Consider the following 22,799-nt stretch of genomic DNA (forward strand, 5'->3'; position numbering starts at 1 on the left):
AGGAACGAATGGCGTGAAGTTGAAATTAGCAATTATTATAGTTTTACTATTTACATGTATTGTACCGGCCGCAGGAGCGGCACCAGCCAATATCGTCAATGTGGATGGCGTTAAAGTGGGGCTGCGACAGTCCCCTATTTTGCGAGACGGGGTGACCCTGGTACAATTCGCTCCTATATTCAAAAGCTTAGGTCTCTCTGTAAAGTGGGATCCCGCTAAACAGCAGATTACAGGGACTAAAAAAGGAATCAACCTTGTACTGACTGTTGGCAACAAAAACGCCTATGTAAACGGCTCGCGAATGCTGCTCGAATCTCCCCCGGTATCCTTGAACGGAAATATTTTCGTTCCGCTTCGCTTCATTAGCGAAGCCACTGGAGCAACCATGGCCGTAAATGGAAACACCATCAACATTACCAGTTACAAAGGGACAGAGCCCTTTGTTCCTAAGCCTACACCGATCCCACCGGTAAAAACGAAAGCCGTAAAAATCGAAGAGGAGTTGGAATCCAAATACTCGAATCTCTCTTTCGGAAAATTGCACCTAAACAACTTAACTTATGGCGTAACCGACGATTCGGATACACTTTCCATTGCCGTAGAAATTTCGGATGAACAAACGATGCAGAACATTATCGACACCTTTGACAGCAAACCTTCAACGGGGCATCAGCTGACCAAAAATATTGCCAATCATGTACATAAAAAATATGGCTACAAAAAAGTTAATATCTTTATTATTACTTTCTTTATCCATTCGTCTTATCCAAGCGGATATGATGCACAATATAATATCTTCGTTCCGGAATACAATGTGTACGTTACACGCTGGCCCTTATACGGAGGATCTTATAATTACTCAAAAAAGGTCGCTAACTGGTACCTGGACCCAACCGGAGATACGGAATACCTGATCTATTCAAGCTCGTTATAAAAATTCCGCACTCACACTTCAATAAAAATTAGAAAAAGAACCCTGGGTATTATGTTAAGGCAGATCACTGCCTTTCAAACCCGGGGTTCTTTATGTACTATAAAATATTATCTCTTACGCAGGGTAAACGACCATGCGGCAATAATAAAGACATCCCCCTCCATTAGAGGATATTGTTTATAAGGCACCATGGGCTCCCCCTTCAACACCGTGCCGTTTCTCGAACCTAGATCCTTCAGGACGTAACCTCCGCCTTCACGCGAAAGTTCGACCCTTGAGGTCGCCTCGCCCTGAATATAGAGGAGATCTTAGCCAGTTAAATTAAATAGATACACCATTATCCCTACAAGCAAAGGTCCTATCACTAAAAACCCGAATATCAGGGCAATAACTTTTAGAGTTCCTGATATTCCTTTTGACGAGTTCAAGGTGTCTAGTTTATTATTGATTTCTTTTAGCTCTTTCAATATTTCTCTATTTAGATCTTCAGACACATCAAAATCCTCCCTAACATATGAATCAAAAAACACAAGATATTTTTTCAATTAATCGTTAACATATACAAACTTAATCATATTATAGTCATTCGGTATATTTTACCATAAATCATACCAGATGTTTTTATAGATCTAGTAAAAACAAAAAAACCAAAAGCACCTACACCTTTGGTTTTCTGCAATATCCGAATTTTCTCTAAACTTCATAGAATAGCTTTGCAAATCTTACTTCTACTATAATAACCCCGTATCAATATAAACCCTTGCGCAGGGTAAACGACCATCCCGCAATAATAAAGACATCCCCCTCCATCAAAGGGTATTCTTTATAAGGCACCATGGACTCCCCCTTCAACACCGTACCATTTCTCGAACCTAGGTCCTTCAGTACGTAACCTCCGCCTTCACGCGAAAGTTCGACATGCGCCCGTGAAGTCCCCACTCCCTGTGCAACGAATTGGGCTACGTCAGGAGACCGGCCGATAATGAAATGGGGCTGATGCAGTTCAATCCGCTGGGGGGTAGCAGCATTCGGTTCGTTTAGCTCGAGGTAAGTACCTGCTGAAGGTTGCACGGCTGGACGGGCTGCGGCATCCGGACTTAGCAGCACGGTAGCTCCCCCACCTCCAGGAAATGAAAGCACCTCCGTCCGTTGGGACAGCTGGGCATAATAATCCCCCTCTTCCCCATATGGATCCGCAGCCGCAGCCGCTGCCTCAGATGAACGCCAATATGTTGCATGGCTCTGCGGAAACTGTGCGGGATATCCCGCTGAATGGTGATCTCTCTCGGAGTTAACTTGAGATTTAGGGACCCGCCATCTCCAATTCTCTTTCCCCTCCTCAAGCTCTGCTTCTGCTTTTCCAGCGTCTGTTTCCCGGCTATCCCCAAGAAGACCCGATAAAGGGTCCGCCTGAAAACGTGGGACAGACTTCCACTTGGAGTCCTGCGGACTAAGCTCTGTTGACTCGAATATGGGCAAGGAACCGGACCAATCGCCAGATCTTCGTGAGAGCAGCTTGAGTTTACCTGTCCAGCCAAGCCAAGTTACTGCAGCAAGCAGAACCGTAATCCCTACCGACAACCCCAGCATCAGTGAAGTAGGCTGATTCATGTACAGCAATCTCCAAGCTCCCGCTGCGGCGAGTAAACATCCTAACAAAATATAGGTGCGAACCGGCGAGGCTTTGCCATTGTCCGAAGCTTCTGAATTTGTATCATCTGTATCAGGGAGCCACGCAGGATTAGAGCTCAAGGGGCTTCGATCCACGTGAGAATTCATTTCCTCGCTCTTGCCCCTCTTCCCAAACATCTCATTCGTACGTTCCGCCAGACCTCGGATTAAACTCTGTTTATCCGTGTGGATGTCACTCTCTGTCTGCGGCACTGCTGTCCGCCCGCGAGCCGGTTCTGTAAATGCGAATGCAGGCTTGGAGCCTATGCTGCTTGATTGACTATCGGTATAGGGCGATCCTTGATTTAGACCTGAAGGCATTGCTGTATTTGCTTGAGTTACTGTACGCTGATCTTCACCCTCTCCAGCTAATAGCTCAACCACAAGCTTCTTAAGTCCCGGCAGATTGAAGCTCTGTTCACTGCAGAACGACATCAGTGCCTGTATCCCTCCCCCTTTTAACTCCGTCACCGATGCGAGCAACCTTGTCATTAGCTCTTTGAGCATAACTGGAAGACGAGTGCCGCTTGCTTCGGTAGCTGCAACGGGAACATAAGTTAAATATAAAGTGCCAAGATCCAGGGAACCTTCAATAAATAGATAATCCTCATGAAGTATGTAATTCTCCGGCTGAAGCATATACAGCTTGCTGTCCTCCAGAGCGGTGACGATTTGCAACAGCAATCCAAAATATTCGGTCAGCGTCATTCGCTCGCTCTTTAACGCTTGAGATAGCATTTTTTTGCCGGTGATATCATACTCCAGCGTTACCTTATAATCGACTTCTTTCATATGCAGCTTCAAGAAATGAGGGATTCTCGAAGAACGGATCATTCCCAGCTGTACATGATTAAGTTCTGATGATTGGATTCCTTCAGCCCGGTCCAGCACCATAATGGTTCCACCGTTCTGCATAAAATCCGCCTTTAATCCGAGCATAAGCTCCCCCTCCTACAAGTGCAGTACTACATACGTGCTGATTACGCCAGGAAGGACAGCAATCATAAAGGGGAATCGCAAGTGTTCCTCCTGGCTGTTGCGCAATGGCAACCAGCTCTTCATAACAAAAACGCCAGCGATACTGCCAACAACATTGCGTATTCGCTTCATCGTTTCCCGGCGCCAGAGCAGGATGAGCAAACCGATGACACCGGCAAAAATTACAGAATACATGATGCCCTGCAAGGTAAACCATAAACCGGTCCAGGCACCAATCCCCCCAAACAGCTTAACGTCACCCGCTCCTACAGCCCCAATAAAATACATGATCAACAAAATGAGAAACCCGGCTCCAAGACCCTGCAAAGAAAAGAGCAGCCCCTCCCACCCGTCCAGAACGCCATGATAGACAGGGCCGGACAGCATAGCCGAAACGGTTAAAACATTCGGTATTTTCATGGAACGAAGGTCTGTAATGAATGCTGCGATCAGATAAACGGCACAAACACCAAAAGCAACGGCCATACTACATCAAAACTCCCTTGCTTAAACTATTCACTGGAATAGCCTTGATAAGATTTTAACTATGGATGAACAACGAATGCTTCTTTAGAATGACTCTCTTAAAAACTTATTTGAAACACTTCTTTGAAACACTTCTCTGAAACGCTTCTTAGAGAACACTTCATTTCGGACTCTTGCTATCAAGCCTCAAGAACCTGACCGCGCCACCACCGTAAACGGAACCTCAATCCGCTGCCCGTCTGCTGTCTCAACGACAAACAGCCAAGTTCCCGGCGTTGTATTAAAGCCTACATTCCATTCCCACTCGATGTAGCCGTTCTCGTCCGCGGTCTCCCAGCCCAAATATTTAGCCGTACTCTGACCGCTCTTATAATAGACTGACAATTGGGCACTGCTTCCCGGCTCCACTTTCACTTTCACCTTAGCCTGCATGCTAGCAACGGCCGGATTCGGCTTCTCTAACAGCTCAATAGCCCCGTTAGTCCCCGAGCCATCCCCTGACCCCGTCCCTCCTTCGCCGGTGTCACCGATCCATAATCTCTCCTGAGCTTTTGCCTGCAGCACGATGCGTTTGTTCAAGAAAGGAACCCGGATCGGAAGCGCGTAATTCACCTCAATGCCAAAATAGGGACTCGCCCCGCTCTTCAAATTCGGAATGTGAACATTGGACACATGGATTCGATCATAGTCCAGAAGATTTTCCGGCATAAATGGCTTCAGCAGAGGCTTGACCACCGGGTCGAGTACAGCTTCCACGGTTTGATTCTTAAGCTGCTGCAGCGGCTCCTCGCCTGACGCTACAGCTTGCGTTATCCATTCATTAACAGGAGAAGGAAGAGAGTCGCTGTAATTCGAAACCCAATCAGAAAGTGACAATTTGGGAATCTCCCAATGGGATGTGCTTGGTGAGCCTTCTCCTGTTCCACTACCATCAGTATTGGCCTGCACGGCTAGCGAGACGGGATACATATGAGCCGCTACGGTTTTGACCGTATCCGAAACGGTACTCTGGAGTGCTGTCGATATCAACGTCATTTGCACGATATAAATGAGAAAAATGACAAAAAACATAAACATCGGCAGCACAAGTGCAGCTTCCACCACCATGCTTCCTTGTTCCGATGACGCTTTACCTTTATGGAGAGGTTTCTGTATTACCGATAATCGTTTCATTCAAGTACCCCTAATCCTAATAGGAAAAATCCGCCTTGCGCTTTACCATGTAACGACTTCCCTGAACTTCGTCCCCATCGCTTCCAAATACAACGCCGATCGCTTTTGTCACCCCTGGAAGAAACCATAAACGCATGGCCGTCTTGACCTCTCCTGATGCGTAGGTAAATCGCTCCGCAGGATTGGTGCCGGTGTTCAATCGAATCAACGCCAACATGCGCGACAGCTTCTTCTCGTTATTGCTGTGAATAAACAGAAATATTCGCAAATGATCCCTGTAAGTCAGCTCAACGGGGACATACTTGGATAGCTGAACGCTCCCCTTCTGACACAACTGGATCATATCCTCAATGGCCTTCTCAATCCCATACAGAATCGCTGCCGCCAAAATCGCCAACGGATTTCCCAATTTACTATTCACAATGAATCCTTCCATCGTCCGGATCGCGAGCCTGGAACCAAAGATCTCTGCATAGGCCGCCGAGATATTCCCGGCGGGGTTATGAAATCCGTATAGAATGTACTCCACTTCCTGGTTCCCAATGGCGAATTCCTGGATGACATCCCCGCCCGTGTTGGAACCATCAACCATTCCGGTTAATTTCCCAATATCAAAATGCTGATAATAATGAACGGCGTACTCATTTTGAAACAGTTCATCCCTGACACCGCCCAGCACGTTCCCCATAAATCCAAACATACCGTCCATATTATCCATTGCTTGTTTACCGGCATCATACGGATCATCGTCCATAGGCTTTCCCTTATTTATGTTGTCCGCTTCAGAATTAAATTGAAGGCTTTCGTCATAGTACTGCTGAAGTTCACGGAACTCATCCATAATAGCCTGATGTTGTCCATTCAACCCGTTAATCGCCTCAATGACTTTGGATGCCTGCTTCAGCTTCTGACTGGCCTGCTTCTCCATCGCCTTCCGTTCCTTATCCGATGTGCGGAACTGCTCCAATGACGCCTGTTCCCGATCTATAATATTTCCACTGCCTGATACTCCATAATTAGACACAAAACTTTGTAATGTGCGACTGGCTTCAAGCACCGTCCCCTTCATTCCCTCTCCCCCCAGCGAAGACTGAAGAGTGGTGACCGCTCGGGCAACCTGTTGGTATCGACTCTCCTGGCTATCAATCTCTTGCCGGAAGCCGTTCAAGAACTCATCGCTGTGAATTAATTTGTCAGCTTGCTTCCGTATGGATTGAATCATCTCCGCTTCTGCCCCGGATGAATCGTTAGACCCTGGTGTTACATCATTCGTGACCTGATCATATCCCCTATTAGATGAACGGTTCTCGGAATCCTTGATGACCTGCTTCATCTCTTCATTCAGATTCCTTGCTTCCTCCCATAATTGATGCGCATCCGAGAGCAGCTTGTCATTCTCCTTCTGAACTCGGCTGGCCTCCCTCGAAATCTGTGAGCCAATGGAAGAAATTCCACTCCGGTAAGCCATGAGCAGCAGCGTATACTGTTGTTCCTTAGGAGGCCTGTCCGCATCTTCCTGTTGTTTAGCCTTATAATCCTCGTATTGCGATGCCACATCAGCGGCGGTATACATACTGCCCCCCAGCGAAGTGTCGGAGATCGATTGTCCCAGCGGATCCATAACCAGCTTCGAAAGCCGGATTGCATGCTCCCCTGCTTTTCGCTGCTTTGCCAGCATTTCATCCAGCGCCGCTTCCCGCTTGTCATACAATTTGCGAAGCTTCTTAAGGACATCAACTGTAATGGAAGCTTCCTTCATGGACTGCGATAACGGTTTGAACTTGCCCACTAATTCCAAAGTGAAATCAATCGGCGCTTTATATTTCATATCCTCGATAATCTGCCGGTTAAATATGTCATAAGTCCCCAGCGGACGCTGCAGCTCAAGACCCGAACTATCGAGCTCCATTGCCATTAACCGGAATGCATCGCTACGTTCTCCCGGATTCATGCTGTCATTCAGCACATTGCCCATAATGAGATCACCGCTGGTGTCTCCAAGGGCATATAATCCATATTCCTTCTGCAGCTGCGGATCATAGGAGGACATCACGGAGCGTACGGCTGCTCTAGTCAGCCTTTCGCTTTGCACCTTCATCGCTGCTATGCGGGAATAATCAATAAAGATAGCTACAAACATGAATACAGCAGCTAGGGCGATAATCAAAAAAACAGATACAGATCCATCGGACGATCGGCCACCCTCTCTCCTTCTCCGACTCGACCGAGCTTCCCTATGCTTCGTCATGACTATCGCGAACCTCCGAACTTTTGTAGAACTTCTCCTGCGGCAGCCTTATCCGTTCCATTACTCCCGCCTTGAAACTTCGATCCGTAATATCGCATTAGATCCACCGTGCGAATAAACTCAACAGGATCCACCACGATCGATTGTGCGCTGACCTTGATCTGGCCTCCATCGTCCAATATTTGACTCAATGGCGTCAGAGATACCTGCTCATTTAACGAAGTCGTCACCTTTCGAATGAGCAGCTGATTCGTATAATGCATCTCTCCCACCATGCTAGCGGGCACAGCCGTACCGCCCTTGGACATTTTGAGTTCAGGCAGCTTCCCACCGCCTTTTTCACCATGCGGCAATTGTATCGACTTCGTGCCGTCTCCACCAGCCAAACCAAATAGAGTTCCTAACACGTGATCATCCGTCAACCGCCAATATAACGAATCATATTGTCCCTGCTCTACGGATCCCGTGGCTGCAAGCTTATGGCTGTTATCCCAGCTATACGCAGTCCGCTCGGATGCTGCAGCTGAAGCCTGGGCCAGCATAGACTGTTGGTAGATGTACAAGCATAGGAACAGAAGCAATACGGTCACCATCAACACAATGGGAAGTACCAGGGAAGCTTCCACCGTGAAGCTCCCTGACTCGTCCTTCCATCTTCTCTGAAACCCTTTACTCAAGAAAACCTTTACTTTTATTGTCAATATTACGAAACAAATTATTTACCAACGCCGTAATCTTATCTTTAAATATCAGCGCGATAATCAAAATAACAACAAGGATCAGAATCATCTCAAGGGTTCCAATTCCTTTCTCATCCTTCCAAAAAGCTTTCAACCCGCTCTTTACCATGGACAACATCATCATTCATACACCGATCCCTTCTACATGTTCATCATCATAAATGCAGGCGCTCCGAGCAAAACAATCACGATCATGAAAATGACCACCATTGGCAGTACCAGCTTCGAGGAGGCCTGCTCCCCCCTTGTTCTTCCGATGGCCTTACGCTTCTCCCAGAGTACTCGGGACAAATCGCGCAGTGCCAAAACAAAGTCATTCCCACCGCGTCGAAAATTAAGCAAAACAGTTGTTGTAAATATCGATACTTCCTGAACGCCACACCGTTTATTGAACTGTTCGAAGGCTTGCTGAAATGAATGGCCTCCTTCCCATTCAAGCACCATTCGCTTCAGCTCGACATACAGAGGATGGTTCGTGTCCTTACTCCGCTCTACACAATGTATGACCGCCCGCTGTACCGTCTCGCCTGCCCCAACAAGCAACACGATTTTGTTTAGAAGCTCCGGCAGCTCCATAACGATATCCTGCTCGCGCAGCATTACCTTTTTGTGGAGATCCTTTACCAAAGCGACAGGCAGCAACACCCCTAATCCCAATCCGGCCAGAAGTCCGATAACATCTCCCGACAGTAATGACCATATACAGCCACCGATCAAAATGAGCCATGTATATGCAAGAGCTTCGGCCATAAACAACAACGTCATTTCTGTGCAATGCCGCAAGCCATGTATCTTCTGGATGGAGCCCTGCATCCGATAGAAAACGATCGGAATGCGCATCGGAATCTTTCCCTGCTCCAGCAGGAACAGCAGAGGCGGTGCTAACCGTTGCAGCCTAAGACCTTCCATGGGCACTTTGCTGAGACGATGGTATCGTTCACCGCACATATGATTCAGCACCACCCAACCACCCACAAGCAGAACCACCAGCGCGCCCGCTACCCATGGCAACATGCCCGCCTCACCTCCTTACACCTTGATATTCATCATTTTGCTGATCCACAAAAAGCAGCCTCCTAGAGCGGCCAGCGCAACAGTAGAGATCATAATCCCCGGTCCGCTATACATCGTTTCCATATAATCGGGAGACGTCAGGTTCATGAACAGCAGCAGCAGGAACGGCGCAGCCAGCAGCGCCTTGGATTCGAACCGCTTCTGGGCGATCATCACGGATATCTCCTGCTGAATATCCAGCTTTTCTCCGATGACAGAAGAGGTTCTGCGCACAACTTCAACCAGATCGCCGCCTGTGCGTTTGCAAGTCGAGAAGACATCCGCAAAATTCGCTATATCTTCCATCCCTGCCCTTCGGGCAAAATCCTGCAAAGCCATCTCAATAGGCTCGCCGTACTCCATCCGAGACACAATGACTTTGAGCTCAAAGATCAGATCACTATGGCCTCCGGGATCAAGCAGCAGCAAATCCTGTACCGCGTCCCTGAACCCATTCTCCACGGAGCGGCCAGCCGACAGAGATGAGGACAAGGAATACAAGGCTTGCTTGAAGTGAAGATTCAGCGTCTTGCGCCTGCGTTCCAGCATAAACCGTCGCCAAAATTTAGGGACCGTGAGACCTCCCGTTCCAAGCAGCAGCGACAAAATCAGATTGTGATAAAACAGATAACCGATGGAAAAAAACACAAGACCGCCAAGGATAACACAACCCATTCTCTGTCTCATCGAGAGATGATAGACGCCGTAATCCGGGAGAGTGTTGGTTCGAGCTGGGGCAGCATGCACACTCTTTCCAGCCCCCTTACTCCTCTTGATCACCCGCTCACCTTGACCCTCTTCCGGAGTCAATACAGCACCGCCAGATCGCTTCATGACGTCACCTCCATCATCTTCTGCAGCGGCCAAGCTGTAATCCCGGCCATATGAAGCTTGTCCGCTGATTGAAGTGGGTTACCGCAAGGTTCAAGAGATCCAATCACCCGGCCGCCTGATTCGCCCGTCTCGCGGAACCGGTACAGCGGATTCAGCAGCACCTCGCCGCCCTCCATTCCAATCACTTCGCTAATCTCCGTTACGCGCCGCGATTGATCTCTAAGCCGGGATAAATGAACGAAAATATCAATCGCCGAGCTAATCTGCTGACGGACTACGCTGATCGGAAGATCCGCACCGCTCAGCACCATCGTTTCCAAACGACTGATCATGTCCTTGGTGCTGTTAGCGTGCCCCGTCGACAGACTTCCGTCATGCCCGGTATTCATTGCCTGCAGCATATCCAGCGCCTCACTTCCCCGTACCTCCCCCACCACGATCCGATTGGGACGCATCCGCAGCGAGGAACGAATCAGATCGCGTATCGCGATTTCCCCCCGGCCTTCCGTGTTGACATTCCGGGTCTCCAGCGACACGAGATTCGGAACCGTCACGATCTTCAATTCCGCCGAATCCTCGATCGTGATGACACGCTCATCAGGCGGAATATACTGCGATAATGCATTCAGGAAAGTCGTCTTCCCCGAACCCGTCCCTCCGCCTATAAAAATGTTGTATTTACCCTTGACCAGAATCTGAAGCTGCTCCGCTGCCTCCTCTGTTAGCGCGCCCCTTCCAACCAGGTCATCCATCGTCATCGGTGATTCCGGAAACTTACGGATCGTCATGGTCGGCCCTTTCAGCGCTATTGGAGGCAGTACGATATTTACCCGCGAGCCATCCTTCAATCTGGCGTCAACGATGGGCGTTGATTCATTCACCACCCGGTTTACCGTACCGACAATGCTCTGAATGATATCCTCCAGGCGGCTCTGCGATTCGAATTGGAGCGGCAGCTTCTTCACCTCGCCATCCTGCTCTATGAATATGTCCTGGTGGCTGTTAATCATAATTTCCGTAATTCGGGGATTATCCACTAATGGTTGAAGCACATCCAACCCGCGAAAAGAATCAAATACCCTGCGCACCAGCCTCCGCTTCTCAGCGGCTGTCAGCTCCATAAGTTCGCGTCTTCTCCACACCATTTCCTCGATGCGGGCCATCAATTCCGAATTGTTAATGCTCGCACTCATATCAAGCTCGGAACGAACCTGGTCACGAACCGACTTGAACGGATCCTCCATCATCACTGCCCACCACCCGCTTGCACTGGTGTGATACCCGTGCCCACCAGCAGCTGCTGGCAGAGCTTCAATACCTCTCTCTGATAGATGGGTGAGGACAACAGCAGTTCTTCCCGATGGATCTGTTTCCATGAAGGAATATAAGGCAGTACGCTGTCTATGCTGATATCCTTGCGGGGGAATCCGTTAACAAGTTGTCCTGTGTATCGATTGACAATGAATCGGCTCCGCTTCTTCAAGTTTCCGAAAAGCGCGGAATCCTTGAGCTCCAATTGATCCATCCATATACCGCTCTTATACATACTCATTAGATCATCCAGTAAAATCCAGAATAGCACTCCGGCCTGTTCAAGAACCGCCTGCATTCGTTCCTCCATGTATCCCTCGGTATCCACGACAATGGCATCATATTGATTACACGATACGAGGGAAGCCAGCAGCAAAGCGGTGTCCTCCATGGTCATCTCCGTGATTTCCTTTACATTGAAGCTGGGCTCAAAGGAATCGCACTTCAGGCCATGATGTCTGATGATATAAGGGGTTATCGACAACTCTGTCCCCGAAGCCGATTCTTGTGAGGCCTTAATGTCATACAACAATCTTGAAAAGCTGCCCTCCATGCCCACCGAACCGGAAGGAAATAATGCACTGCTGTTCACCGTCTCCAAATTGAGATAGAACACCTTCAATCCCAGCACGCCCAGCTGCTTCGCCATGTTCATGGCTATCGTTGACTTCCCGCTCCCGCTTAGGGGAGATACGATGCCAATCACCGAGGTTGTTCCGACATTCAGTTTCTCCAGCGCCCCACCGCTTCGCTTACAGTGGGTGATGATGACTTCCATCAACTGAGGCAGCGGTTGATACTTGAATGTACTGTTGCCCCCCTCTACGAGAGAAGATGATGAATGGCCTTCACTTAGAAGCAGCCAAGGAACCGAAGTCTCCCTCCGGCTGAGCCAACTCTCCAGCATTTCCGTATCCCCCGCGACCAGATTCGGTACTTCCCCCACTTCCATATAATGTAGAAATGAATCGGTGCGGGTAAATGCGGTCACCTGAAGAGCCGATCCGTAAGAACTTCCATGCACATAACTCAGCAGCGGTTCGACATACCGGGAATCCTGCACTGCCAGCACAAGTCGGGCCGGTATCATAAAGCCAATCCCTCTTTTCTGTAACAACGCCAAAAAAGCACCGTCAAAGGCCGCAATATGCGGTCAATGAACGGTGCTTCCGTTGTCTGTTATAATTTGACATTAGAATATCACAGTTGCAGCAGAACGGCAAGATTTTATTTTTGATATACAGATAGCCCTTAATCACTATTGTCAAAACAAGGATAAATGTCCTACTATATAGGCTTAGAACGAGTGTTCTCTATATAGAAACTTCTTATATAGAATTAACATATATAAACTCCTAAACCATCTAAACCAATACTTCCAAGCTTGGAGAGTGACACCCATGAACAAACGTATATTAGCCGCGTTTCTAACCGCCCTGCTGTTATTATCCGGCTGCAGCCAGCCGCTGATGTCCCCTGCGACATCAAACAATGAAACCGCAACAACCGTTAAATCTGAAGCCAAGTCAAAGACCAGCACGACGAATTCCAAACAAACGACCTATCCAACCGATGATCTGAATCTTCCGCGGGTAGCCGTGGAACTGGTTAAAGCCGTTGACGGAGACACCATCAGCGTAATGTTCGAAGGCAAAAAGGAGAACGTTCGGATGCTCCTGGTCGACACGCCTGAGACGAGTCATCCGAAGCTGGGCGTACAGCCATTCGGGCCCGAGGCCAAGGCTTTTACGAAGGATCTGGTGGAACAAGCCGATCAACTTGAATTGGAATTTGATATCGGTCCGAACCGGGATAAATACTCCAGGCTTCTTGCTTATGTATATGCCGACGGAAAAATGGTCCAGGAATCGCTGCTTGAAGAAGGACTCGCCCGCGTGGCCTATATCTACCCGCCCAACACCCGCTATGTAGACAAATTTGATGACTTGCAGCGGATCAGCCGGGACAAGGCGCTTGGCATATGGAGCGTAGAGAACTATGCCCAGGAAGACGGCTTCCATCCGGAGGAGCAGGACGACGCCAACAACAAGAACAACAGCAGCCGCAATGGCACAGCAGCAACCCAAGCCCCGAAAGAGAACAGCCAAAAGTCAAAGCAAGGCTGCGACATCAAAGGCAACATCAACTCGAAGGGTGAAAAAATCTACCACACACCGGAATCTCCATACTATGGGCGCACGAAGCAGGAGCAGTGGTTCTGCAGCGAGGCAGAAGCCGTCCAGGCCGGTTTCCGCGCCCCGAAGTAAACTCAATTGATATATGAAATGAACGCTCATGTTCATCTTATATAAATTTTAGCCGTCATTGAAAAGGAGCCACCAGCCATGGGGAAAAAGAAACCTCCAGCAAGCAAACCAAATGAAAGTCAAACGCCAAATCCAAGCTCTGCCGCATGTTACAAAACCGTCTGGAGATGGCACTTCTATGCCGGCATCATCTTCGCTCCCTTTCTGATCATCCTGGCTATCACCGGCTCCGTTTACTTATTTAAGCCTCAGATTGAACAAGCGCTATATCGGGACTACTACACGGTAACCCCTCAGGTTGAACGGGTAACGCCCAGCAAGCTGGTCGGACAAGTTAAAGCGCTCTACCCTGACGCTGCGATCACGAAATACCGCCCCGGCGAGTCGGACTCCCGATCTACAGAGATTAGTTTGACCTCAGGGGGCGAATCCATGACCGTCTTCATGGACCCCTATACGGGAGAGAAGATAGGCGAGTTGAAAGACAAAGACCGCATCATGGACAAAATCGAGGAATTCCACGGCGAACTGATGGTCGGAACCGTGGGGGACCGGATCGTGGAGCTTGCCGCCTGCTGGGCGATCGTGCTGATCATGACCGGGGTGTATTTGTGGTTTCCGAAAAATAAAAACAAAAACAAAAGCAAAAAGAAAAGAAGCCTCGCGGGCATCCTGTACCCGCGTCTGGGCAAGGGCAAGCAGATTCTTCGCAGAGACCTGCATGCCGTTCCCGCATTCTGGATTGCCGCAGGCATGTTGTTTCTTATTATGACCGGATTGCCCTGGTCAGGCCTGTGGGGCAGTAATTTTCAAACCATGGCAACCAATACCGGTGCCGGCTATCCGCCTTCCATCTGGTCGGGCAGTGCGCCATCCTCCCATGTCATGCAGACCAAGGAAGTGGCCGAAGTACCTTGGGCCGCCGAGAATCTGGCGGTTCCCAATTCGACCATCTCCGACTTTACCCCGCTTCCCATCGAAGATGTGATGTATGTGGCCCGAAGTGAGGGGATCCATCCAAGCTACACCATCAGCATCCCGCAGCAAGCGGACGGGGTGTACACATTGTCTGCCTATCCGCCCAAAGCACAAGACGAGGCTACCATGCATATCGACCAGTACAGCGGCGCGGTCTTGGCGGATTATCGCTATGATCATTACGGAATCGTCGGCAAAGCCGTTGCCCTTGGCATTACGCTGCATAAAGGAACGCAGCTGGGCATCGTCAACCAAATCTTCAGTTTGCTTATATGCATAGGAATCATTTTTATTGCGGTAAGCGGTTTGTACTTGTGGTGGAAGCGAAAACCGGAGCATGGACTGGGGGCACCAAAAGCGCCCGAGGTAGATGCCAAAAAAATGAGGCTGTTTCTTCTGCTGCTCATCGCTTTGGGGATCCTATTCCCGCTTGTGGGCTTGTCCCTCATCATCGTGTGGATCATCGATTATGTCATCGTTCGGAGGGTACCGGCGATCAAGACATTTCTGAATGCCTGATTCGGTTATATACTCAAACTACAATAAGGGGTGGCGGTTTCATGATCATGAAAAGCCGTTTTATATTATCCGTACTGCTATCGTCCCTGCTGCTGAGCGCTTGCTCGGCCAATCCCGATGCAGCCAACCGGTATGAAAAAGAAATCCCGCTGATCGCCGAGGTGAACATTCCCGAGACGTTATCTGTGCATCAACCGGAGACCATCGAGATTATCCTTACCCAGGATGGCAAAAGAGTACCCGATGCGGATTTTGTTCATTACGAGCTGTGGAGCCATGACGGCTCCCTGCGGGATCCCATGACGGATGCGGTAGAGGTCGGTGATGGCAAATATAAGGTAACCAAAACCTTCGATAAAGAGGGGCTGTATTTTTTCAAGCTGCACAGCGGCAACAACGGTTCCATCATCATTCCCCAGAAACCGTTCGCGGTCGGCAAACTGTCGGAGGCCGAGCTTGCCTACCTGCAAGCAGGAACTCCGACATTTCAAGAAGGTACGGCAGAACATCATCATTAATACAATTGGATTAGGACAAAAACCGGCGCCGAATCTCCGGCGTCGGAACCATGCATTCAGTGGATTGTCCGAACCATCGGTAACGGTTCTTCGCCACCCAGCGGTACACCAGGTTCCGTAAAAAAGGAGGGATAAGAATCAGAATGTACGACAGCGGCCAAGGAAAACGAAGGCGTCGTGCAATCCGAAGAGCGCCCGTCGACCTTGTGTAATACTTCCCCTGTTCAATTAGAACCATCGTTTCCGTAGTATCTCCACTAAGCCCTCCCTGCCTCAACAGCTCCTGCCCAATCTCGGATTGCAGCGAAGCAAAGCGAAAGGCACCCGCAGGATCTCTCTTGATAATGAACTGCGTCAGACCCTGGCACAAATGGCACACACCATCAATCAGCACAATGGCATATTCCTCATGATTTTCCGTTGCACGATCCTTCATATACTCCTTCGCTCCCTTCCCATACCCTTAAACAAGAAAAAACGCAGGAGCCCTCTCCTACGCTTGATCAAGTACGCTTATTGGTTTATTACTCAGCAGCTTTGTTCAGCCACTCGCCGTCTTTCATCTGCTGGTCAAATTCGTTTGAGAATTTCTCCATGCATTTGCATATGAAATCCTTACGACAAACCGGGCAAGGTACTTTCCCAAGTCGGCTAAGCGCAGTCAGTTTCCATTCCGGGAAGCGGTTATAGAATACGCGAATATCCGTTCCGTCAGCCGTGTGGATAATGAATTCGTAAAGCCCTTCTTTTTCATTGCTTCCAGCTGTGGTCACATTTGCAATCTGCGGTCTGTATGGCATGTTCATCACCCGTTTATTTTATTTAAATTCCCTATGACTGGTTTGTACTTTCTGGTACTTAGTCATATTAAAGAATTTTAGGGGTGATGTCAACCGAAGAACACATCCAGGATCGAGCCAAGCTGCCCCCTCTTTTTACCTTCTAATATATCCGGGTTGAACACTTCCACATATCCGCAGTTCGTGCAGGAAACAAATAGGAAATGATTGTGCTGAATATCAAACATCTTACTCAGCCCGGCCCCTGACATCGAGACCTCTTTTGTCTGGCAGTGATTCCCTCCACATTTGCTGCATACAAACCGTTCCTCTATCATTTGTTCAATACGCATCTTAAGCGCCCCTTTCCATTTCATAGCTTTAACTGAAATACGGAGCATCATGTAAAAAGTTTCATATTCAGCATCATAAGCCGACAAAAAAAGATGACCCTCCATTGTCAGAGAGCCATCCGAATTCCTTCTTTTATGGTCAGCTTACGCTTAACTCCACGTCGATGTTGCCCCGGGTTGCTTTGGAATACGGACAAAACGCGTGCGCTTTCTTCGCGAGATCCTCCGCCTGGCTTCGTTCGATACCCGGCATTTCGATCTTCAGCTTCACTGCAAGCTTAAAGCCGTCAGCGCCTTCGTCCTTTCCGATCATAACCTGGGAGTGTATCACAACGTCCTTGAGCTCGACGCCCTCTTTACGGGCGATATTAGCCAGGGCGCTTTCGTAACAGGCGCCATAGCCGGCCGCAAACAGCTGCTCCGGATTGGTTCCGTTACCGCCCGGTCCTCCAAGCTCCTTCGGCATGCTTAATTTGTGATTAAGCACCCCATCCGTAGATTCAACAGAGCCTTCACGCCCTCCAATGACTTTTACATCTGCTGTGTATAATGGTTTCATGTTCGTTCATCTCCTTCATGCCCTATTATGGTCTCTACATGTATTCTTTAAACTTGCAGCACAAATTGAAACGATAAATAGGGCAACTCGCAAAAGAAACAGCATGTTCCCAGCTCGGGATAGGCAAACAAAAAAGCTGTTTATCAAAGGAAGAATTCCTCTTGATAAACAGCTTCTTCATAAAGTATGCGGTAGAGAGGACTCGAACCTCCACGGGTATACACCCACTACCCCCTCAAGATAGCGTGTCTGCCATTCCACCACTACCGCATGTTATAAGGGATGTTCTGTAGCGAACATTCCCTATTATACTGTTCCATCATACAAAAGTAAAGAACCAAATTATGGGTCATTGGCTTAGGCGGAAGAGCAGCTAGTTCTAGTCGTTTCGCTTTTCCTTCCGGTAGGCTGAAAACTCAATATATTCACGGATAAACTCCTTCTCATTCTCTGCCAATCCGGACATTAAGGGAAGATCGGAAGATTCCGAGTCCACTCCATACTCCCCACGCGCCTCCCTGACTCGGGTAGGGTTGCCCTTGCCAATAATCAGCCAATCCAAGCTTACGGAAAAGAATGCTGCAATCTCAATTAATTTATTCGTGCTCGGCGTTGTTTTCCCCCTCTTCCAATCACCAAAATTTCCTGTGCTGATCCCGAGGGTTTCACAAAACGCCTTCTTGGTCATGCCTCGGCTTTCTATGAGATGTTCGATTCGTTGGTAAATAGACTGCATCAAACAACCGCCTTCCTAGTTCTCTTTGAAAGAAAATTACTTATGTACGTATTTTTCTCTTGCAAAACCACTTAATTAAGTGTATAATCAATATATATTGCCTAAATTATACCATAGTACTCATGGAACGTTGTATCTTTTAGTCATGAGTCTATTTAGTATGAGGAGCGAGTCATTTGCCCTACGATACCATGATCACATCCTGGAATAATGCGGTTCATTCCTTGAATAAAGGACTGATGATCCTTACCCCGGATGGCATCATAGACAAAATTAACGATCCACTCATTACCATGGCCGAAAGATATGGTGTTTCCGCTGAGTTTGGGTGGGAGGGGGCATCTTTTTTTAATATCGCTTCCCAGCCCTTGAGTTTGGCTTCATTTGATCATTTTTTCCATGAGTTGGATGTGCCCTCCGTAAGAGATGTTATGCTGGGTAAGCTGCCTGATTATTCCTTTGAATATGCGGTGCAATGGAATGGCCAAGAGATTTGGGTTTTATGTGAGGTACTGCCGCTGCTTATCAACAAGGACAGCCGTATTCACGGAGCTATGATATTATTTACGGATATTACGAAGTTCAAACACAAGGAACTGCTGCTGGAACAAGCGCTGGCTCACAGCTTTCCCCTTCCCGGGCATATTCCGATCTGCGCCGTATGCAAATACGTTCACCACGGGCAAGAGTGGGAACCTGTGGAGAGCTATTTGGAGAGCCGCCTCCCTATTGAATTCACCCACGATATCTGTCCGGGTTGCATTCGCAGATTATACCCGAAGTACTCTTCCATCCTTGATGATCCGGAATTACTGGATTAACTCTCCGCCTACATGCAACAACACTGAATAAGCAGCTTCATTATCCGGCTTTATCACTGGATATGAGGCTGCTTATTTATGCTTAAATCATCATTCTCATATTACGCGTTCACAAAACGAAGCAGAGGGCTTATCAGAGCAGGCAGTACCGAGACGTGGCCTTCTCCCTCAATTTCATGAAACGTAGTCTCCAGCACCTCATCATGCCCTTTGAGGAATGCATAGAGTTCCCTGGCGTCTTGCACCATGGACGGCTTCTCCTCGGCTCCCACGTACAGACGCAGCGCATTGCGCTGTCCACTCTGCTGTAAACGGATTTTTCCCTCTTCCCATCGCTTGTACAGCACGTAGTTTTTCCACCACACCGAGGGACAGGCCGCAATATACCGCGAAAAGGCTTCCGGTCTGGTGAATAATGTATACAAGGTAAAAAAACCACCGAGCGAGTGCCCGAACAACGCCTGCTTCGAACGGTTCACCGCGTATTGACGCTCTACGGCTGGCTTCAGCTGAGACTCGATAAACGTAAGGAATGCTTCAACGCCGCCTGTTTCCGGCCAATCCAATCCGTTAGGACGGACCGGCAGTTCATGGTCTTCCGCATATTCAGTAAAGTTATAAAAACGCTCGCTGCTCACAATGGGACTGTCGCTGTCAAAGCCGATCCCGACAATAAGCGCCGAGGGAATGCCACGGGGCGTCCGGGATTGCACTCGAATTGCCTCCGCAAGCGATCCAAAGGTCGCATTGGCATCCAGCGAATATAATACAGGATAACCGCCTTCGGGTGGCGGCCCCATCGGTTCGGCAATAAAAATACGGTATTCACGGCCTGTGACGTCGGATTGCATGGACCATGTCACCGTTCCCGGTATGTCAAACAAAGGGCCCTTTTTGTGGTTATCATGGTTATCATGGTTATCGCGGTTATTGTGGTTATTGTGGTTATTGTGGTTATCGCGGTTATCGTGCTCTTGGTCCTTTTCGTGCTTTTTGTGATTACCCATACCCTCATGCTGAGCTTGTGCCATCCCCGACGCTTGGTCATATGTTTCCTTGACGAACAACCACCGCAGTGCATCCGGAAATCTTCTGGCCATAAAGATGGGATCATGGGTTCCATCAGGATCTACCGCCAGTTGGATCCGCTCGGGGCTCACCCCTTGTTCGCTCCAGAACCGATGGGCCTCGACGTTATTCGAAAACATATGTTTCTGCGCATTTTTCTTATACGCACCTTCCAACTGTCCAACAGACATATACACTCTCAGCCCGGCGGGCAATTCTCCCTGCTGTCTGATGTAATCCATAACCCCGTCATACCATAACGAAGCCGACAGCATCCCGATCCGTCCAAAGGTCTCTGCGCGCCAATACCCCGCGAACATCGAGATCAAACCACCAAAGGAACCGCCAATGATCGCCGTGTGCTCGGGTTCTGCAAGTGTACGGTACTGTCTGTCTATGTATGCCTTGATGACATCCGCAACCTCATCGACATAAGCTCTGCCCTCCCCGCCGAAAGGCGGGTTGCCCTCCAGCAGCGGCTCAGCCGGCCAAGGCGTATACTCACGATTCCGGTTCGTAGACGATATGCCGACCAGGATGACCTCGACCAGTTGGCCTGCTGCAAACAGATGATGCAGATAGTTGAGGCAGTCCGTGAACATATCTCCTTGATCCTGTACATAAGCAACAGGATAGGAACGGTCCGACTCGTGATAAGAAGGAGGTAAATACAGTGTGAGTTCCCTGTCCTCAACCACCAGCTGTTGATAACGATTCATGTGATCCTCCCAAAAGCTGCTTTTATTTTCTCATGCGAATTAATAGATAGACAAAATACGGAACCCCGATCACGGACACCACAATGCCTGCAGCCAGCTCGGCCGGAGCGAATATCGTTCTGCCGATGAAATCGCCTATGACCACAATCGCCATACCTGCAATACCGCTGATCGGGATGATATGCCTGTGCCGCAGCCCAACCAGTTGCCTCGCCAGATGCGGAGCGATCAGACCGACAAACCCAATGCTGCCGGATACGGCAACGCTCGCGCTGACCAAACCGATGCTGCATAGAAGTAATACCTTTTTCTCACGCTCGACGGATACCCCGACACTCTTCACGCTTTCCTCGCTCAGCTGGAATAAGTCGAGCACTTGAGAGCGGAGCCAAATGATAGGCGGCAGCATAATGAGCCAAGGAAGCATCGTGACCACGAACTTCCAGTTGGCGCTGTGAAGGCTGCCGGCCAGCCAAGCTACGGCCATCTCATAGTCAGATGGATTCATTTTCAGCGAGAGGAACATCGTAATAGCACCGAAGCCGGAGGCAATCGCTATCCCCACAAGAATTAGCCGCTGTGGATCCAGCTTTCCGTTTTCTCTCGCGAACATAAATATGGCCGTAGTCGCCGCCAAGCCGCCAGCGATACCGAACATCGGCATCATCATAACCCCGAGCCAGCCGGTCATCGTGATCTGTCCTTGCAGCAAAAACATAAACAACACAACCGCCATGCCTGCACCTGCATTGATGCCGAGTATGCCCGGATCCGCGAGTCCGTTGCGGGTAACCCCCTGGATAACGGCACCGGCCATACCCAGCGCAAACCCAACGAGAGCGCCAAGCACAATACGCGGCAACCTGAATTCAAACACGACGAGATCAAAATCGGAATTGGGACTCAGCCGCAGCAGTGTCTGAAATACTTCCTTGATGGACATATCAAACGTCCCGTTAGTCAGACTGAAATATACGGCAGTCAATACAACCAAGATTCCTCCAGTAAGAACAATCGGGAATCGATAGTAGGTGTTACGCACGCTGAGCCCCTCCCCTCGTCTTGATCAAATAAAGGAAGAAAGGAACGCCGATCAACGAAGTAATAACACCCACGGGCGTCTCAAACGGATCATTCACAAACCGTGCGAGAATATCGCATAATGCCAGAAACATGCCACCAAGCACGCCCGACACCGGTACGATCCATCGATAATCCGAGCCGGACAGGAAACGGGCAATATGAGGAATAATCAAACCTACAAAAGCAACCTTACCCGCCAGCGCAACAGATACGCCGGTCAGAATAACAACAGCCAGCATCGCAAGGGCTTTGATCAGCCATGTATTCACACCGAGCCCCTTGGCCGTTTCGTCCCCGAGCGACAGCAGCGTGATCGATTTGGACAAAACGACGGCAAGGCATAAACCGACGATTGCAAACGGAATGCTCAATTTAATCAGCTCCGGGTCCATTGCGTGCAGTCGGGCATTGTACCAGAAGCTGATATTTTGCGATACTTGAAAATAGGCCGCCAATGCCTCTGCGGTACCGCTAAGAAACGTCCCAATTACGGTTCCGAGTATAGCCAGTCGAACCGGGCTGAGTCCGCCAGGAATAAGCCATGCCAAGCCGAATACGACGGCTGCTCCGATGGCGGAGCCGATCAACGAACTGACAATGTACATATTGGAGCTGGCGTTCGGGATAAATACCATAAACAGTGTCACCGCGAACACCGAACCGTCGGATACCCCCATGATGGATGGGGACGCCAAATAGTTCCTTGTCATTCCTTGCATTAACGCACCTGATACCGCGAGAAAAGCGCCGATGAGCATGGCGCCGACGACTCTCGGCAATCGAGAACTCACAATGATCTGATGATCGATGTTCTCCGAATCAAAAGCAAAGATGGAATCCCAAACGGTATCCATCGTAATATTCTTGGCTCCATACAGGATGGAGGCCGCTATGAGCAATAAACAGACTGCCGGGGCCATCACAAGGATGACAGCCGGCAGTGATTTTTTGAACCCCATGAACAACACGCC

Annotated in this window: 25 protein-coding genes and 1 tRNA gene; 5 read left to right on the forward strand and 21 right to left on the reverse strand. The window is 49.1% G+C overall.

Features of this window, described 5'->3' with window-relative positions; genetic code table 11:
• The first annotated feature begins 13 nt into the window (after positions 1–13).
• Complete coding sequence (locus J7E85_RS13210; RefSeq protein ID WP_215158478.1) at positions 14–934, forward strand: copper amine oxidase N-terminal domain-containing protein; 921 nt, start codon at positions 14–16, stop codon at positions 932–934.
• Between the two features lie 107 nt (positions 935–1,041).
• Here J7E85_RS13210 and J7E85_RS13215 read toward each other — a convergent pair whose 3' ends face one another.
• The 12 genes from J7E85_RS13215 to J7E85_RS13270 form a co-directional block, all read right to left on the reverse strand.
• A complete protein-coding gene (locus J7E85_RS13215; RefSeq protein ID WP_483311317.1) occupies positions 1,042–1,230 on the reverse strand; it encodes an FHA domain-containing protein in 189 nt (62 codons plus the stop codon).
• A gap of 12 nt (positions 1,231–1,242) precedes the next feature.
• Positions 1,243–1,428, reverse strand: coding sequence for a hypothetical protein (locus tag J7E85_RS13220; protein WP_076324645.1), 186 nt, complete (start codon positions 1,426–1,428; stop codon positions 1,243–1,245).
• 253 nt (positions 1,429–1,681) lie between these two features.
• On the reverse strand, positions 1,682–3,544 hold the full coding sequence (locus J7E85_RS13225) for a DUF6382 domain-containing protein (RefSeq protein WP_215158480.1): 1,863 nt from the start codon (positions 3,542–3,544) through the stop codon (positions 1,682–1,684).
• 12 nt (positions 3,545–3,556) lie between these two features.
• A complete protein-coding gene (locus J7E85_RS13230; RefSeq protein WP_215158482.1) occupies positions 3,557–4,069 on the reverse strand; it encodes an A24 family peptidase in 513 nt (170 codons plus the stop codon).
• A 186-nt stretch (positions 4,070–4,255) separates the two neighbouring features.
• Positions 4,256–5,176, reverse strand: a complete 921-nt coding sequence (locus J7E85_RS13235) for a pilus assembly protein (RefSeq protein WP_215158521.1) — start codon at positions 5,174–5,176, stop codon at positions 4,256–4,258.
• An 82-nt stretch (positions 5,177–5,258) separates the two neighbouring features.
• Entirely contained in the window at positions 5,259–7,490 is a 2,232-nt protein-coding gene (locus tag J7E85_RS13240; protein WP_215158484.1) for a hypothetical protein, read from the reverse strand.
• A 2-nt stretch (positions 7,491–7,492) separates the two neighbouring features.
• Positions 7,493–8,167: a TadE family protein gene (locus J7E85_RS13245; RefSeq protein WP_215158486.1), complete on the reverse strand. Its 675-nt coding sequence runs from the start codon at positions 8,165–8,167 to the stop codon at positions 7,493–7,495.
• Positions 8,160–8,354 (reverse strand): Flp1 family type IVb pilin, encoded by a 195-nt coding sequence (locus tag J7E85_RS13250; protein WP_397329698.1) that lies wholly within the window; start codon positions 8,352–8,354, stop codon positions 8,160–8,162. The genes J7E85_RS13245 and J7E85_RS13250 overlap by 8 nt, the downstream gene beginning before the upstream one ends.
• Positions 8,355–8,371: 17 nt before the next feature.
• Entirely contained in the window at positions 8,372–9,244 is an 873-nt protein-coding gene (locus tag J7E85_RS13255; protein WP_215158488.1) for a type II secretion system F family protein, read from the reverse strand.
• 15 nt (positions 9,245–9,259) lie between these two features.
• On the reverse strand, positions 9,260–10,117 hold the full coding sequence (locus tag J7E85_RS13260; protein WP_215158490.1) for a type II secretion system F family protein: 858 nt from the start codon (positions 10,115–10,117) through the stop codon (positions 9,260–9,262).
• On the reverse strand, positions 10,114–11,364 hold the full coding sequence (locus J7E85_RS13265; RefSeq protein ID WP_215158493.1) for a TadA family conjugal transfer-associated ATPase: 1,251 nt from the start codon (positions 11,362–11,364) through the stop codon (positions 10,114–10,116). Before J7E85_RS13265 ends, J7E85_RS13260 begins: the two co-directional genes overlap by 4 nt.
• Positions 11,364–12,518, reverse strand: a complete 1,155-nt coding sequence (locus tag J7E85_RS13270) for a P-loop NTPase family protein (RefSeq protein ID WP_215158495.1) — start codon at positions 12,516–12,518, stop codon at positions 11,364–11,366. Before J7E85_RS13270 ends, J7E85_RS13265 begins: the two co-directional genes overlap by 1 nt.
• Before the next feature lie 310 nt (positions 12,519–12,828).
• Between J7E85_RS13270 and J7E85_RS13275 the strand changes: the two genes are divergently transcribed.
• The 3 genes from J7E85_RS13275 to J7E85_RS13285 all read left to right on the forward strand — a co-directional run bounded on the left by J7E85_RS13275 (position 12,829) and on the right by J7E85_RS13285 (position 15,710).
• The gene (locus J7E85_RS13275) at positions 12,829–13,695 is read left to right on the forward strand and encodes a thermonuclease family protein (RefSeq protein ID WP_215158497.1); all 867 of its coding nucleotides are present in this window, start codon (positions 12,829–12,831) and stop codon (positions 13,693–13,695) included.
• 78 nt (positions 13,696–13,773) lie between these two features.
• Positions 13,774–15,192: a PepSY-associated TM helix domain-containing protein gene (locus J7E85_RS13280; RefSeq protein WP_215158499.1), complete on the forward strand. Its 1,419-nt coding sequence runs from the start codon at positions 13,774–13,776 to the stop codon at positions 15,190–15,192.
• A 41-nt stretch (positions 15,193–15,233) separates the two neighbouring features.
• Positions 15,234–15,710: a FixH family protein gene (locus tag J7E85_RS13285; protein ID WP_215158501.1), complete on the forward strand. Its 477-nt coding sequence runs from the start codon at positions 15,234–15,236 to the stop codon at positions 15,708–15,710.
• A 10-nt stretch (positions 15,711–15,720) separates the two neighbouring features.
• Here J7E85_RS13285 and J7E85_RS13290 read toward each other — a convergent pair whose 3' ends face one another.
• The 6 genes from J7E85_RS13290 to J7E85_RS13315 all read right to left on the reverse strand — a co-directional run bounded on the left by J7E85_RS13290 (position 15,721) and on the right by J7E85_RS13315 (position 18,137).
• The gene (locus J7E85_RS13290) at positions 15,721–16,146 is read right to left on the reverse strand and encodes a thiol-disulfide oxidoreductase DCC family protein (RefSeq protein WP_215158503.1); all 426 of its coding nucleotides are present in this window, start codon (positions 16,144–16,146) and stop codon (positions 15,721–15,723) included.
• 88 nt (positions 16,147–16,234) lie between these two features.
• Positions 16,235–16,510, reverse strand: a complete 276-nt coding sequence (locus J7E85_RS13295) for a hypothetical protein (protein WP_076324660.1) — start codon at positions 16,508–16,510, stop codon at positions 16,235–16,237.
• An 89-nt stretch (positions 16,511–16,599) separates the two neighbouring features.
• Positions 16,600–16,842: a zinc ribbon domain-containing protein gene (locus J7E85_RS13300; RefSeq protein WP_006212369.1), complete on the reverse strand. Its 243-nt coding sequence runs from the start codon at positions 16,840–16,842 to the stop codon at positions 16,600–16,602.
• Between the two features lie 139 nt (positions 16,843–16,981).
• Positions 16,982–17,401 carry an Ohr family peroxiredoxin gene (locus tag J7E85_RS13305; RefSeq protein WP_076324661.1) on the reverse strand — a complete coding sequence of 140 codons (420 nt, stop codon included), beginning with the start codon at positions 17,399–17,401 and terminating at the stop codon, positions 16,982–16,984.
• 187 nt (positions 17,402–17,588) lie between these two features.
• Positions 17,589–17,671: transfer RNA gene (locus tag J7E85_RS13310), tRNA-Leu, on the reverse strand.
• 109 nt (positions 17,672–17,780) lie between these two features.
• On the reverse strand, positions 17,781–18,137 hold the full coding sequence (locus J7E85_RS13315) for a helix-turn-helix domain-containing protein (protein WP_076324662.1): 357 nt from the start codon (positions 18,135–18,137) through the stop codon (positions 17,781–17,783).
• A 176-nt stretch (positions 18,138–18,313) separates the two neighbouring features.
• On the opposite strand from J7E85_RS13315, the gene J7E85_RS13320 reads away from it, so the two are divergent.
• Positions 18,314–18,958: a PAS domain-containing protein gene (locus J7E85_RS13320; protein ID WP_215158505.1), complete on the forward strand. Its 645-nt coding sequence runs from the start codon at positions 18,314–18,316 to the stop codon at positions 18,956–18,958.
• A 101-nt stretch (positions 18,959–19,059) separates the two neighbouring features.
• On the opposite strand, the gene J7E85_RS13325 is transcribed toward J7E85_RS13320, so the two are convergent.
• From J7E85_RS13325 to J7E85_RS13335, 3 genes are read right to left on the reverse strand one after another with little or no spacing between them, the layout of a single operon-like run.
• On the reverse strand, positions 19,060–20,745 hold the full coding sequence (locus tag J7E85_RS13325; RefSeq protein ID WP_215158507.1) for an alpha/beta hydrolase: 1,686 nt from the start codon (positions 20,743–20,745) through the stop codon (positions 19,060–19,062).
• Positions 20,746–20,767: 22 nt separating this feature from the next.
• Positions 20,768–21,787, reverse strand: coding sequence for a FecCD family ABC transporter permease (locus J7E85_RS13330; protein WP_076324665.1), 1,020 nt, complete (start codon positions 21,785–21,787; stop codon positions 20,768–20,770).
• Positions 21,780–22,787: a FecCD family ABC transporter permease gene (locus tag J7E85_RS13335; RefSeq protein ID WP_215158509.1), complete on the reverse strand. Its 1,008-nt coding sequence runs from the start codon at positions 22,785–22,787 to the stop codon at positions 21,780–21,782. Before J7E85_RS13335 ends, J7E85_RS13330 begins: the two co-directional genes overlap by 8 nt.
• Positions 22,788–22,799: the final 12 nt, after the last annotated feature.

The organism is Paenibacillus sp. ISL-20 (assembly GCF_018613005.1).
In the GTDB taxonomy this organism is placed as follows: Bacteria; Bacillota; Bacilli; order Paenibacillales; family Paenibacillaceae; genus Paenibacillus_AQ.

What these genes read in the sequence shown, in the direction of transcription:
- J7E85_RS13285 (WP_215158501.1), top strand. Translation starts at nt 15,234, where the DNA reads ATGATCATGAAAAGCCGTTTTATATTATCCGTACTGCTATCGTCCCTG.
- J7E85_RS13280 (WP_215158499.1), top strand. Translation starts at nt 13,774, where the DNA reads ATGGGGAAAAAGAAACCTCCAGCAAGCAAACCAAATGAAAGTCAAACG.
- J7E85_RS13225 (WP_215158480.1), bottom strand. Translation starts at nt 3,544, where the DNA reads ATGCTCGGATTAAAGGCGGATTTTATGCAGAACGGTGGAACCATTATG.
- J7E85_RS13230 (WP_215158482.1), bottom strand. Translation starts at nt 4,069, where the DNA reads ATGGCCGTTGCTTTTGGTGTTTGTGCCGTTTATCTGATCGCAGCATTC.
- J7E85_RS13300 (WP_006212369.1), bottom strand. Translation starts at nt 16,842, where the DNA reads ATGCGTATTGAACAAATGATAGAGGAACGGTTTGTATGCAGCAAATGT.
- J7E85_RS13325 (WP_215158507.1), bottom strand. Translation starts at nt 20,745, where the DNA reads ATGAATCGTTATCAACAGCTGGTGGTTGAGGACAGGGAACTCACACTG.
- J7E85_RS13270 (WP_215158495.1), bottom strand. Translation starts at nt 12,518, where the DNA reads ATGATACCGGCCCGACTTGTGCTGGCAGTGCAGGATTCCCGGTATGTC.
- J7E85_RS13250 (WP_397329698.1), bottom strand. Translation starts at nt 8,354, where the DNA reads ATGATGATGTTGTCCATGGTAAAGAGCGGGTTGAAAGCTTTTTGGAAG.
- J7E85_RS13305 (WP_076324661.1), bottom strand. Translation starts at nt 17,401, where the DNA reads ATGAAACCATTATACACAGCAGATGTAAAAGTCATTGGAGGGCGTGAA.
- J7E85_RS13240 (WP_215158484.1), bottom strand. Translation starts at nt 7,490, where the DNA reads ATGACGAAGCATAGGGAAGCTCGGTCGAGTCGGAGAAGGAGAGAGGGT.
- J7E85_RS13290 (WP_215158503.1), bottom strand. Translation starts at nt 16,146, where the DNA reads ATGAAGGATCGTGCAACGGAAAATCATGAGGAATATGCCATTGTGCTG.
- J7E85_RS13235 (WP_215158521.1), bottom strand. Translation starts at nt 5,176, where the DNA reads ATGGTGGTGGAAGCTGCACTTGTGCTGCCGATGTTTATGTTTTTTGTC.
- J7E85_RS13255 (WP_215158488.1), bottom strand. Translation starts at nt 9,244, where the DNA reads ATGTTGCCATGGGTAGCGGGCGCGCTGGTGGTTCTGCTTGTGGGTGGT.
- J7E85_RS13315 (WP_076324662.1), bottom strand. Translation starts at nt 18,137, where the DNA reads ATGCAGTCTATTTACCAACGAATCGAACATCTCATAGAAAGCCGAGGC.
- J7E85_RS13275 (WP_215158497.1), top strand. Translation starts at nt 12,829, where the DNA reads ATGAACAAACGTATATTAGCCGCGTTTCTAACCGCCCTGCTGTTATTA.
- J7E85_RS13335 (WP_215158509.1), bottom strand. Translation starts at nt 22,787, where the DNA reads ATGGGGTTCAAAAAATCACTGCCGGCTGTCATCCTTGTGATGGCCCCG.
- J7E85_RS13265 (WP_215158493.1), bottom strand. Translation starts at nt 11,364, where the DNA reads ATGATGGAGGATCCGTTCAAGTCGGTTCGTGACCAGGTTCGTTCCGAG.
- J7E85_RS13295 (WP_076324660.1), bottom strand. Translation starts at nt 16,510, where the DNA reads ATGCCATACAGACCGCAGATTGCAAATGTGACCACAGCTGGAAGCAAT.
- J7E85_RS13260 (WP_215158490.1), bottom strand. Translation starts at nt 10,117, where the DNA reads ATGAAGCGATCTGGCGGTGCTGTATTGACTCCGGAAGAGGGTCAAGGT.